Origin of the sequence: Devosia sp. XK-2 (assembly GCF_037113415.1) — a bacterium.
Lineage (GTDB): Bacteria > Pseudomonadota > Alphaproteobacteria > Rhizobiales > Devosiaceae > Devosia.
In genome coordinates this window covers 2,556,099-2,568,066 of sequence record NZ_CP146608.1, presented here as the reverse complement: position 1 = coordinate 2,568,066, position 11,968 = coordinate 2,556,099, and the positions used below count along the sequence as shown (strand labels likewise).

Below are 11,968 nucleotides of genomic sequence, written 5' to 3'. Positions count from 1 at the left end.
CGCTTAGGTGTAAAAAAAAAGCCCCGGAAAACCGGGGCTTGAATGATCAGTGCCGGGTTTCCCGGCCCATGTCGTCGATATCGACAATGCGTTCCTTGATGCGCTCGACCATATCGGGCCGCACTTCGGTCTCGCCATTGAGATTGCGCATGTTTTCGACCGCTCGCCGCACCACTTCGGCCTCGGTCTCGGCCTCGGCGCGCCAGGTGGACCCTGGAATGAGTGTGCCGGAATCAAAGCGTTTCATGGCTGAACCTCCTATTGTCACTCCCTTTGGCGGGTCTGAACAAACGCGCCGGTCCGCAAAAGGTTCCCGCTAATCGTCGGGGAAAACGCCGATATCCGAAAGGCCGTCGATCCAGGTGGCGCCATCGCGGCGAATGACGGTGCGTGGCGTAGTCCCGGTTTCCTCGGCAATGGCCGCGGCCAGGGGCGCGGAATGGGTGACGACCCAGACCTGGGCGCGGGTCGCCGCCCGGGCGATGGCTCGCGCTAGGGCAGGCAGGAGATCGGGGTGCAGCGACGTTTCGGGCTCGTTAAGCGCAATGAAGGGTGGCAGTCGATAGGCCAGCAGGGCGCCGAGCAGGGCCAGGAATTGCAGCGTCCCATCGGACAATTCGGCCTGGCCGAAGGGCCGATGCGGGACTTCAGGAAAGATCATCGAGAATGCCGCATCCCGTCCCGGCGGCGGGATGTCGAGGCGCGCGCCCGGAAAGGCCTGGTCGATTGCGGCATCGAGGTCGACGGTATCGCCCCTTATATGGCGGAGCGTCGCCAGCACCGCGCCCAGATTGCCACCATCCGCATCGAGTGTGGGTGCTGTCACCGCCAGGGACGGCCGCCGAAGTGGAGAGTCCGGGTCGGTGCGAAAGCTGTGGTAGAAGCGCCAGCTCGAGAGCAGATGGCGGACGGCGTCGAGCTCAGGCAGGGTGCCACGCAGGGCCGAGAGAGCGGTTTCGCTGGCCAGCAATGGATGGTCGAGCTGGCGCATGCGTCCGTCGTGGTCGCGATACCAGGCGACCGGGCCTTTGCGCTCGAGCAGTGTGACTGTCCGTCGGCCGGGCAGGATGAGGCTCTCGGCCTTGATCTTCGGTTCCTCGGAAAAGATCGCCTCATAGCGGCTGTCGCCAAAGCCAATCTCCACCGAATAGCGTGGCAGGAAGGCGGCTTCTTCATCACTGGGCAGGATGGTGTCGAGGCCCACATCCAGAGCCAGTCGCGGCTTTTCATTGGCGCGGCGCTGCCCGGCCCACATGGTGGATGCCAGGCCGCCTTCGCGGGCGAGGCTCAGGGCAAGATCGCCATTGGCCGAAGCGTGCACCAGTTCGAGCGCGCGATAAAGATTGGTCTTGCCCACGCCATTGCCGCCGACCAGCACGGTCAGGCGTTTCAGAGGAAAACGAATGGAGCGGACGGATCGATAGCCGGTGATGTCGAGATCGGTGAGAGACATGGGGGCGATGTTAGCCGGATGTGACTGGAGGGTTCCATAGGCGTTTCCACGCACTGCACCGCCCTCGGGCTCGACCCGAGGACCAATTATCACATCGCGGCCCTTGCGACCTGCCCTCGGGTCAAGCCCGAGGGCGGGCTCAGGGTTTGCCGCTACTTCACGGCCATTTCACCGCCGGGGGCATCGAAGAGAGGATGGAATTGACATTGCCGCCGGTCTTGAGCCCGAAAGTGGTGCCGCGATCATAGAGCAGGTTGAACTCGACATAGCGACCGCGGCGGATCAATTGTTCGTCGCGCTCGGCTTCGGTCCAGGGGTTTTCGAAATTGCGGCGAACCAGCTTGGGATAGATGCCGAGAAAGGCCTCGCCAACGGCTTTGGTGAAGGCAAAGTCGGCATCCCAATCGCCGGAATTGAGGTGGTCGTAGAAAATGCCGCCAATGCCGCGATGCTCGTTGCGGTGCGGCAGGAAGAAATAGTCGTCGCACCACGCCTTGAAGCGCTCATAATCGACGCCGGGACGATTGTCGCAGGCCGCTTTCATGGCGGCGTGAAAATCGAGCGTGTCCGGATCGGTCTGGGTGCGCCGGGCGTCGAGCACCGGGGTGAGATCGGCGCCGCCGCCCCACCACTGCTTGCCGGTAACGATCATGCGCGTGTTCATATGCACCGCCGGAACATGCGGGTTCCAGGGGTGGATGATGAGCGAAATGCCCGAACTCCAGAAGGCGGTGCCCGCCTCGGTGCCCGGCATTTGCCGCGCGAAATCCTCGGTGAAATTGCCGTGTACAGTGGAGATATGCACCCCCGCCTTTTCAAAGACCCGGCCATGGAGCATCGACATTTCGCCGCCCCCGCCGGCGGCGCGATCCCAGGGGGTGCGCTCGAAGGCGCCCGCATCCCTTTCGGCATTGGGGCCAGTAACCTCGGTTTCGATGGTCTCCAACGCGGCGCAGATGCGGTCGCGCAGGGTGCGGAACCAGGCGCTGGCGGTGGCCTTTTTTGCCTCGATATCGGCGGGAAGGGGGATTGCTGGCGAAGTCATGGCGGGGAAATGGACCTTCAGCGCGGTTCTGTAAAGGGCGTCATCGGGGCAGGGCGCCGGTCTGGCGCAGCGCTTCGCCCAATATCATGCCGCCGGCCAGCGCGACATTGATCGAGCGCAAGCCGGGGCGCATGGGAATGCGCAGCCGCAGGTCGCATATTTCCGCCACGCTATCGGGCACGCCGGCGCTTTCGCGGCCGAGCAGCAGAATGTCGCCGGAAGCGAAATTGGCCGCATAGGCCGACTCGGCGCTTTTGGTGGTGAGCAGCACGAGCCGCCGCGCCTGGGCCAGCCGCCAGGCCTGGAAGGCGGCGAAGCTGTCGTGTTCGACCAGTGCGGCCTTGTCCAGATAGTCCATGCCGGCGCGTGCCAGATTGCGGTCGCTCAGGGCAAAACCGGCCGGGTGGACGACATGCACGACAATTCCCATGCAGGCGCCCAGGCGAAGCAATGTGCCGGTATTGGCGGCGATATCGGGCTGATAAAGGGCCAGATCGATGGTCATGGCAGGGCTCGCATAGATGATTGGCAAGGCCCGGTTTTCGGGCTGCCTCGGGTATAGTGTCGCAGTTGGGGGCTGTCACGGCGCCTGCACTGGACAAGTTCATGTGACAGTGCAAAAAGGACGGACCTGACGGGCCGCTTGAGGGCGCACGGCGGTCGATTCTGCTTATGCGGTCGGCTGGGCCGGGGCCGGTTCCGTCAAATGTGCATGTTACGGGGATACGGACCTTGGCCACGCAAGCAGAACATTCATCCACCAACCGGCGGGACTTTCTTTATGTCGCCACCGGCGCCGTCGGCGCGGTCGGCGCTGCCGCCGTGGTCTGGCCGCTGATCAACCAGCTTAACCCGGATGCTTCCACCCTGGCGCTGGCCAGCATCGAATTCGATATCAGCGCCATTCCCGAGGGGCAGTCGGTGACGATCACCTGGCGCGGTTTGCCGGTGTTTGTGCGCCATCGCACGACGGCCGAGATCGAAGAGGCCAAGGCGGTGCCGCTCAGCGACCTCAAGGATCCGCAGACCGACGAGGAACGCACCAAGCCAGGCCATGAGCAGTGGCTGGTGATGATTGCGAACTGCACGCATCTGGGGTGTATCCCGGTGGGTGAATCGGGCGATTTCGATGGCTGGTTCTGTCCCTGCCACGGTTCGCACTATGACTCGGCCGGTCGTATACGTCGTGGTCCCGCGCCCAAGAATCTGGTCGTGCCGCCTTATGAATTCGTCAGCGATACGCTGATCCAGATCGGTTAGTGGGGGCTTTTCCGATGTCCGAACATTCTACCTATACGCCCGGAACTGCCGTCGAGAAGTGGCTCGACGACCGTCTGCCGATCATCCGGTTCTCCAAAGAGCACCTGATGGATTTTCCCACGCCCAAGAACCTCAACTATTGGTGGACCTTCGGGGCCATCCTGGTGCTGTGCCTTGGCGTGCAGATCGTCACCGGCGTTATTCTGGCCATGCATTACACGCCCAATATCGCCATGGCCTTTGACTCGGTCGAGCATATCCGCCGTGACGTGAATGGCGGCCGTATCATTCAGGCCGTCCATGCCGTGGGTGCTTCGATGTTCTTCGTGGCGCTCTATACCCATATGTTCCGTGGTCTCTATTACGGCTCCTATAAGGCGCCGCGCGAGATCATCTGGATCCTGGGCGTCCTGATCTTCATCCTGACGGTCGCCACCGCCTTTATGGGCTACATCCTGCCCTGGGGTCAGATGTCCTTCTGGGGCGCTACGGTTATCTCGAACATCTTCTCGGCCATTCCGGTGGTCGGCGAGAATATCAAGCAGCTGGTCCTGGGCGGCTTTGCCGTGGGCAATCCCACGCTCAACCGCTTCTTCTCGCTGCATTACCTGCTGCCCTTCGTGATCGCCGCCATCGTGGTGCTGCACATCTGGGCCCTGCACGTGCCGGGCAATAACAACCCGATCGGTGTCGAGGTGAAGGAAAGCCGCGATACCGTGGCCTTCCACCCGTATTATACGATGAAGGACCTGTTCGCGATGGTGGTCTTCATGATCCCCTTCGCCTGGTTCGTGTTCTTTGCGCCCGACATTCTGGGTCACCCCGACAACTACATCATGGCCAATAGTCAGGTGACGCCGGCCCATATCGTGCCCGAATGGTATCTGCTGCCCTTCTATACGATCCTGCGCGCCATCGACTTCAACGTGCTGTTCATCGACTCCAAGCTCGGTGGCGTCATCGCTATGGGCGGCGCGCTGGTCATGCTGCTGATCGTGCCGTGGCTGGATACCTCCAAGGTCCGCTCGGGCACGTTCCGCCCGCTGTTCAAGTGGTTCTACTGGCTGTTTGTGATCAACTTCGTGACGCTCACCTATCTGGGTGCGCAGCCGGCCGAGGCGCCCTATACGTACCTGGCCAAGATCTGCACGGGCTACTACTTCCTCTACTTCCTGGTCATCCTGCCGGTCCTGTCGCGTATCGAAACGCCCAAGCCGCTGCCGACCAGCATTTCCGAGAGCGTTCTCGGCAAGGCACACGCGTGATCGGGGCGATAGACATGTTCAAGACCAAGTTCATCATCGCCGCCTTTGCAGCCGTCGCTGGTTTGACGGCCGTGTCCGCCCAGGCCGCCGAGGACGCACACGCCACCCCGCATATCGAACGGCAGGGCTGGAGCTTTGCCGGCATTTTCGGCACCTATGACGAGCACCAGCTTCAGCGTGGGTTCCAGGTGTTCCGGGAAGTCTGCTCGAGCTGCCACAGCGCCCGGCTGATTTCGTTCCGCACCCTGGCCGAAGAGGGTGGTCCGGGCTTTTCCGAGGAGCAGGTCAAGGCATTGGCGGCCGAATATGAAGTCGTCGATCCGACCGCAGAAGGCGGCGTCCGTCCGGGTGTTCCGGCCGACCGCTGGCCTTCGCCCTTCGCCAATGACCAGGAAGCCCGTGACGCCAATGGCGGTGCCCTGCCGCCGGACTTCTCGGTTCTGGCCAAGGCCCGCGGCGTGACCGATCCGTTCCCGACCTGGGTGTTCAACTATTTCACCGGCTATCAGGAAGGCGGCGCGGACTATATCCATGCCCTGCTCAATGGCTATCACGAGGAGGCCCCCGAAGGCTTCGATCTGGCCGAGGGCAAGTATTACAACGAGGTCTTCCCGGGCAAGGCCATCGGCATGGCCCCGCCGCTGGCGGAAGGCTCGGTGACCTACGAACCGGGCGAAGACGGCGTGACCGTTCCCGAAACGGTCGAGCAATATTCCACCGACGTGGCGGCCTTTATGATGTGGATGGCCGAGCCGCATCTGGTAAGCCGCAAGCAGACCGGCTTTGTCGTGCTGCTGTTCCTGGTGCTGTTTGCCGGCTTGATGTACGCCACCAAGCGCAAGCTCTGGGCGGGTATCGAGCACTGACCACTGGCCGCTTCGCGGCAAAATCGCCCCAGTGGGGCGATTTTAGGTGGTCAGGCCCGAAGAGCTACGCTCGCAGGGCATGCACTGAGTTAATATCAAGGGGCCCCTTCTGGGGTCCCTTTTTCACTACGCTTCGCGGCAAAATCGCCCCAGTGGGACGATTTTAGGTGGTCAGGCCCGAAGAGCTACGCTCGCAGGGCATGCACTGAGTTAATATCAAGGGGCCCCTTCTGGGGTCCCTTTTCACTACGCTTCGCTGCAAAATCGCCCCAGTGGGACGGTTTTAGGCGAGAAGGCCACGAGACCTATGGTCGAGCGGCGGCTATGCTCCGAGGGCATGCACTGAGGTGTCGAAGGGCCCCGTGAGGGGCCTTTCTTCTTTGAGTTCCACGGCCTTCATTCCATCATTGCGCCGCCCTCGGGCTTGACCCGAGGGCCAGTCTTTTCCCGCCAACACTATCGGCGTGAATGGAAAGCGGCCCTCGAGCCCGAGGGCGGCACGGCGGTTGCGGGTTGTGCCTTGCCTGTCAACCACGATCAATTGCGCCCGAGCGCGTCACTCCGCCCCTTGCCTTCGATGGCTCCAGCCGCGATATTGCGCGCATTCGGGATTGTTGAAGGAAACCGCGATGTCCGCCGTTCGCCTTGCCGTCACAGTGGTCAGCACCGCCCTTGCCATGAGCCGCCATCCGGCGGTGCGTGCGGGCGTGCAGGCCGTGGTCAACAATCCCAAGGCGCGGGAGACGGCGATCAGTACCACGCGCAATGTGGCCTATAATGCCGGCGTCATAGCCCGGCATGTCCTGGGCCGGCATAAATCCTGACATTCCATTTCAACCGACAAGGCCATCGATGTCGCTCGACCTGAAGTCGCTCGTCCGCACGATTCCGGACTATCCCAAACAGGGCATTTTGTTCCGGGACATCACCACGCTGATCGAGCATCCCGAGGGGTTTCGCGAAAGCGTCGAGCGTATTGCCGAACACTATCGGGGCCAGGGCTTTACCCATGTCGCCGGGATCGAGGCGCGTGGCTTCATCTTCGGTGCGGGCGTGGCAATTGCCATGGGGGTGGGCTTCGTGCCGGTGCGCAAGCGCGGCAAGCTGCCGGGCACCACGATCGGGCAGAACTATGTGCTCGAATATGGCGTGGACACGATCGAGATCCACGCCGACGTGCTGAGCAATGTGCATAAGGTCCTGCTGGTCGATGACCTGATCGCCACCGGTGGTACGGCCATAGCCGCTGTCGGCCTGATGCGCCGGACCGGTGCCATTTGCGACGATGCGGCATTCGTCATCGATCTGCCCGATATCGGCGGGGCCGCCAAGCTCGAGGCAGAGGGCGTCAAGGTCCGTTCGCTCATGGCCTTTGACGGGCACTGAGCCGCTTTTACCAGCTCTTGCGGCCGTCTACGCGCTCGACGGCGATCCGTGACCAGTCGAGATCGTCGACCAGGTTCAGATTGACGGCGTAGATGCGCTCGGTGGGCATGGCATTACTGTCGCCGTTTTTGGGCGTGCCATCGGCGTTGTACATGGAGGCCCAATCGGGGGAATCGCCCCAGGTCTGCATGCCGCAGGTGCCGCAGAAATGGTGGCGATTGAGCCCGCTCTCGCCAGAATAGGTGGCCTGGTTATCCTGGGCGAGGAAGGTCAGCTCGCCGGGCCTGTAATAGGCCCAGACGGCCGCAGTGCGGGCGCAGAAGCTGCAATTGCAGGATTTGGCATGCGTGGGATGCTCGGGCAGGGCAATGCGCGTGGCGCCGCAATGGCAGGTGGCGGTCAGGGCCATGGTGGTGCTCCATCTGGTTTTCGCCAGATTGGCGCAAAAGCCGGACAGGGCATGTCAGCATGGCACGGGCGGCCGGCGGCTAGGCAGCCTGCTCGACCTCGTCGGCCAATTGCTCCTCCCGCTTGTCGACCAGGCAGAACTGGTTGCCCTCGGGATCGCGCATCACCGTATAGGTGGGCAAAACGCGGTCCACGGTCGCACCGGCCTGTTTCAGGCGCTCGACCTCGCTCGACCGGTCGCTGACCTCGACGTCGAAATGAACGCGATTATTGTCGGGGCGTTGTCCCTCGACATTCTGGAAGCAGATGGAAGGGCCGGGGCCATCCAGCATCAGGATCGTGGGCACGTCCGGATCGAGGCCGAGCGCAAGGCTCATGGCCTGGCCTGTCGGGTCCGTTTCGCGCAAGGCGTAACCCTCCAGCAGATCGGCCCAGAAAGGGGCCAGCACGGCGGGTTCGACACAATCAAAGACGATTTCATGGATAGCGCCCATTGGCCTGTCTCCTTTGTCACGATGACATTTGGTTAACGGCCAATTGCGGCAAGACTGGTGCAACGGGCCCGCGCTGGCTTGCGGGGGCCGTCGCGACGATTTGTGATCGCCTGCTGCTACTCGGCTGGCTGCGGCGAATGATGACCGCTGGTCCTGGCATTGGCCAATTGAGCCTGGCCGGCCAGCACGATGGCCAGGGAAAGGAAACCGGCAATGACGGAAACCCAGAAACCGTTATGGGCACCGAATGTGTCTACCACCCAACCGGCCAGGAAGGCGCCGAGCGCCATGCCAATGCCAATGCCGGTCATGACCCAGGTGATGCCTTCGGTCAGCAGGGCCGCGGGAACGCGCCGCTCAATCAGGCCGAAGGCGGTGATGAAGGTGGGCGAAATGGCAATGCCGCTGACAAAGACGGCCAGGGCCAGCAAGGGAACGGTGTTGACGAATAGCAGGGGGATGGTGGTCAGGGCGATGGTGCCGACGGCAATGGCCAATTGGCGCTGCATGGGCATGCGAATGCTCAGCGCCCCCATGACAAGGCCGACCACAAAGGAGCCGGCGGCATAGACGCCGATCACCAGGCTTGCAGCGCCGGGTTCACCCAGAGCTTCCGTAATGGCCACGGCGCTGACTTCGGCAGTGGAGAAGATGACGCCGATCAGGATCAGAGCCAGGGTGACGATCTGCACCGGACGCTGATGGATGGCCGAGCCGGTGCCAACCTCGCTGACCGCGGAAGGGGTGGGCTCCGTGCCGCGTTGCGCGATGAAGGCGAAGCCCCCAATGGCCAGGGCTGCCGTGCTGGCCAGCATTCCGGCCTCTGGAAAGAACATGACGCTGAGACCGACTGAGAGCGAAGCGCCGGCGATATAGACCAGTTCGTCGGCCGCCGATTCAAAGGCGAAAGCGGTGTTTAGTTCAGGCCGGTTGCGGAACAATTCGCTCCAGCGGGCTCGAATCATGGCCGGGAAACTGGGCATCAGCGCGGCGGCGAGCGCCGTGGCATAGAGGGTCCAGACGGGCCAGCGTTGATGGACGGCCAGGATGAGCAGCGCAAAAGCGGCGATTGCGACGAGCGTGGTGGGCAAAAGGATGCGGCTTTGGCCGAACCGATCGACCAGGCGGGAGATTTGCGGGGCCAATAAGGCATTGGTCAGGGCATAGGTGGCTGAAACCGCGCCGGCAAGCCAGTATTCGCCATAGGTTTGCGACAGCATGGCCACGATGCCGATAGGCGCCATAGCCATGGGCATGCGGGCCAGAAAACCGGCAGCGGCGAAGCCCTTGGCGCCCGGAGCGCGAAAGATTTCCGAATAGGGATTGGGCATGTCAAAATCCTCGACATTGAATGCGCCGCAGCCTAGGCATATTTATACGCGGCGTATGTGAATACGTATGTTCATACGAGGCGTATGTCAATTGGCATACGCGGCGTATAAATTTGAGGACTGAATGGCAGGCAGAACCAGGGGCGAAATGATCGCCGAAACGCGCGCAAAACTGCTGGCGGCCGGGCGCAAGGCCTTTGGCGAGATCGGCTATGCCGATGCATCCATGGACGATTTTACGGCCAAGGTGGGCCTGACGCGCGGCGCGCTCTATCACCATTTCGGGGACAAGCGCGGCCTATTCGAGGCGGTCGTGGCCCAGATCGATGGGGAAATGACGGTGCGGCTCAAGGCACGCGCGGCCAGAATGGCGACGCCCTGGGAGAGTTTCATCGAAGAGGGCATCGGCTATATCGAAATGGCCCTCGAGCCGGAAATCCGCCGTATCGTGCTGCGGGATGGCCCGGCGGTGCTCGGCGATCCCGCGGGCTGGCCAACGACCAATGGCTGCGTGACCGCGATGACGGAGTGCCTGGCAGAACTGGCCGAGGATGGTGTCATCCGGGATGTCGACCTGGAAGCGACGGCCCGCATGCTGACCGGGGCATCCTGCTATGCGGCGACCTGGATCGCCAATGCCGAGGACCCGCAGGCCATATCCGCTCGTGCGACGGCCGCCTATCGCCGGCTAGTCGAGGGGCTGTTGCGCGATCCTGAGTGAGCCGACCCCGGTGGGGAACCGGGATCGGCGGGTTCGGTCAGGTGCGCGGCCCGCGTTTCAGCAGGTCGTCAAGCGCGGGGAGTGGCGCGGGCTCCCTTATAGGCTGGCTGCGCCTGACCTCCGGCTTGCGCTGCGGAATGGGGGCGCCGTGGCGCGGCACATTTTGGGTGTGTCGGACCGGCAGGGGGCGCTGGAATTGATTTTTAGGCATGAGATGTCCTTTCCCGCCCGGCAGGCACTGCGCGGGCTGGCTGAAAGCAAAACGATGCACGGCAAGCCGCGCGGTGAAGCGGTTTTGGATAGGACGCCGTGGATGCGGGAAAGGTGGAGGGCCGGAAACGGGCCGTCAGGGCACCAATCTGTCGATCTCGTCGAACTTCGCAACCAGCACAATCCGGTCACGCGCCAGGCGCGGAACGGGTGTGGGGCAGACGTCCAGGACGAGTTCTCAGATCATTTGGGTGCGAAACCTCCGAATTGGTGGCCGCACCATAATCAAGGAGAAAGGCCGGCGTCAACCGCCGGCCTTCTGTGGGAGTTACGGCTTCAGTTGGCCGGTTTCCGGTTCGTCCTCGGCGCTGATATCGGGCTCGTTGCGCGTCTTCCACAGCGAGTAGAGAATGCCTCCGGCCAGGATCGCGATGGTGGCGCCGAGCGAGAGCATGGTGTCGATCTTGATGCCCAGGGGCACGAGGAAGATCTTGATGCCGATCAGCACCAGGATGATGGCGAGGGAGATCTGCAGGTAGCGGAAGCGGTTCATCGCCGCTGCCAGGGCGAAGTAGAGCGCGCGCAGGCCAAGAATGGCGAAGATATTGGACGTATAGACGATGAAGGTGTCCTGCGTGACGGCGAAGACGGCCGGCACCGAGTCCACGGCAAAGATCAGGTCGACGATTTCGACCATGATGAGCGCCACGGCCAGCGGCGTGAGCCAGGTGACGATCTTGCCGGTTTTGGGATCGGGTTCCTTGACCGCGAAATGGCGTCCGCGCAGCTCGCTGGTAATGCGGAAATGGCGGCGCAGGAATTTGAGGATTTTGTTGTTCTCCATATCCGGCTCTTCGTCGGAATGGGAGAACATGCGGATGCCGGTAAAGACCAGGAAAGCGCCGAACAGGAACAGAATTGCTTCGAACTGGTGGACCAGGGCGGCGCCGACACCAATGAGAATGGCGCGGAACAGGATGACGCCCAGAATGCCCCAGAACAGCACGCGGTGCTGGTAAAGCCGGGGAATGCCAAGAAAGCCGAATATGGTGGCGATGACGAACATATTGTCCATGGCCAGGGACTGTTCGATCAGATAGCCGGTATAGAATTCCAGGCCGGATTGCGCGCCGCGGCTGACCCAGACCCAGGCGCCGAAGGCCAGGGCAATCAGGACGTAAAAGCCGTAGAGCATCAGGCTCTCCTTGGCTTCGATCTCGTGCTCATCGCGGTGCAGGATGCCGAGGTCGAAAACAAGCAGGCCAATGACGATCGCGATGAACGCGATCCAGAAATAGGTTGGTGTACCGAGAAAATCGCCCGAAAGGGCGGCAATAAGCGATTCCATCGCCGGACCTTCTCCATGTGACTAGGTGGAGTAACTCCGACATCGCCATGGAGGGTCCATGACCAGAGGGGCCCGGCGTTACGCGTCTTAAATGCGGCAAATGGGCAAAAGGTTCAACCCCTGCTTTTGGAGAAGGGGTAGCGGCGGTCTCACATATTTGTCACTGCCCCGAGGGTCGGGG

The 11,968-nt window shown here is 62.3% G+C and carries 14 protein-coding genes; 6 read left to right on the top strand and 8 right to left on the bottom strand.

The window, feature by feature from the left end:
• Positions 1–46 precede the first annotated feature (46 nt).
• The 4 genes from V8Z65_RS12605 to V8Z65_RS12590 all read right to left on the bottom strand — a co-directional run bounded on the left by V8Z65_RS12605 (position 47) and on the right by V8Z65_RS12590 (position 2,997).
• A complete protein-coding gene (locus V8Z65_RS12605) occupies positions 47–247 on the bottom strand; it encodes a DUF1059 domain-containing protein (RefSeq protein ID WP_338720496.1) in 201 nt (66 codons plus the stop codon).
• 69 nt (positions 248–316) lie between these two features.
• Complete coding sequence (locus V8Z65_RS12600) at positions 317–1,453, bottom strand: AAA family ATPase (protein WP_338720495.1); 1,137 nt, start codon at positions 1,451–1,453, stop codon at positions 317–319.
• Between the two features lie 157 nt (positions 1,454–1,610).
• Positions 1,611–2,498, bottom strand: a complete 888-nt coding sequence (gene hemF, locus V8Z65_RS12595) for an oxygen-dependent coproporphyrinogen oxidase (RefSeq protein ID WP_338720494.1) — start codon at positions 2,496–2,498, stop codon at positions 1,611–1,613.
• 40 nt (positions 2,499–2,538) lie between these two features.
• The gene (locus tag V8Z65_RS12590; RefSeq protein ID WP_338724019.1) at positions 2,539–2,997 is read right to left on the bottom strand and encodes a tRNA (cytidine(34)-2'-O)-methyltransferase; all 459 of its coding nucleotides are present in this window, start codon (positions 2,995–2,997) and stop codon (positions 2,539–2,541) included.
• 233 nt (positions 2,998–3,230) lie between these two features.
• On the opposite strand from V8Z65_RS12590, the gene petA reads away from it, so the two are divergent.
• The 5 genes from petA (at position 3,231) to V8Z65_RS12565 (ending at position 7,275) form a co-directional block, all read left to right on the top strand.
• The gene (gene petA / locus V8Z65_RS12585; RefSeq protein ID WP_338720493.1) at positions 3,231–3,758 is read left to right on the top strand and encodes a ubiquinol-cytochrome c reductase iron-sulfur subunit; all 528 of its coding nucleotides are present in this window, start codon (positions 3,231–3,233) and stop codon (positions 3,756–3,758) included.
• 14 nt (positions 3,759–3,772) lie between these two features.
• Positions 3,773–5,023 (top strand): cytochrome b/b6, encoded by a 1,251-nt coding sequence (locus tag V8Z65_RS12580; protein ID WP_338720492.1) that lies wholly within the window; start codon positions 3,773–3,775, stop codon positions 5,021–5,023.
• Positions 5,024–5,037: 14 nt separating this feature from the next.
• A complete protein-coding gene (locus V8Z65_RS12575) occupies positions 5,038–5,889 on the top strand; it encodes a cytochrome c1 (protein ID WP_338720491.1) in 852 nt (283 codons plus the stop codon).
• A gap of 629 nt (positions 5,890–6,518) precedes the next feature.
• Entirely contained in the window at positions 6,519–6,713 is a 195-nt protein-coding gene (locus tag V8Z65_RS12570; RefSeq protein ID WP_338720490.1) for a hypothetical protein, read from the top strand.
• 28 nt (positions 6,714–6,741) lie between these two features.
• Positions 6,742–7,275 (top strand): adenine phosphoribosyltransferase, encoded by a 534-nt coding sequence (locus V8Z65_RS12565; RefSeq protein ID WP_338720489.1) that lies wholly within the window; start codon positions 6,742–6,744, stop codon positions 7,273–7,275.
• A 7-nt stretch (positions 7,276–7,282) separates the two neighbouring features.
• On the opposite strand, the gene V8Z65_RS12560 is transcribed toward V8Z65_RS12565, so the two are convergent.
• The 3 genes from V8Z65_RS12560 to V8Z65_RS12550 form a co-directional block, all read right to left on the bottom strand.
• Entirely contained in the window at positions 7,283–7,684 is a 402-nt protein-coding gene (locus tag V8Z65_RS12560; protein ID WP_338720488.1) for a GFA family protein, read from the bottom strand.
• Between the two features lie 79 nt (positions 7,685–7,763).
• Complete coding sequence (locus tag V8Z65_RS12555; RefSeq protein WP_338720487.1) at positions 7,764–8,177, bottom strand: VOC family protein; 414 nt, start codon at positions 8,175–8,177, stop codon at positions 7,764–7,766.
• Positions 8,178–8,293: 116 nt separating this feature from the next.
• Positions 8,294–9,508 (bottom strand): MFS transporter, encoded by a 1,215-nt coding sequence (locus tag V8Z65_RS12550; protein ID WP_338720486.1) that lies wholly within the window; start codon positions 9,506–9,508, stop codon positions 8,294–8,296.
• Positions 9,509–9,632: 124 nt separating this feature from the next.
• Here V8Z65_RS12550 and V8Z65_RS12545 point away from each other — a divergent pair, with 124 nt between their 5' ends.
• Entirely contained in the window at positions 9,633–10,229 is a 597-nt protein-coding gene (locus V8Z65_RS12545; RefSeq protein ID WP_338720485.1) for a TetR/AcrR family transcriptional regulator, read from the top strand.
• A 538-nt stretch (positions 10,230–10,767) separates the two neighbouring features.
• On the opposite strand, the gene V8Z65_RS12540 is transcribed toward V8Z65_RS12545, so the two are convergent.
• Positions 10,768–11,787, bottom strand: a complete 1,020-nt coding sequence (locus tag V8Z65_RS12540; RefSeq protein ID WP_338720484.1) for a TerC family protein — start codon at positions 11,785–11,787, stop codon at positions 10,768–10,770.
• Positions 11,788–11,968: the final 181 nt, after the last annotated feature.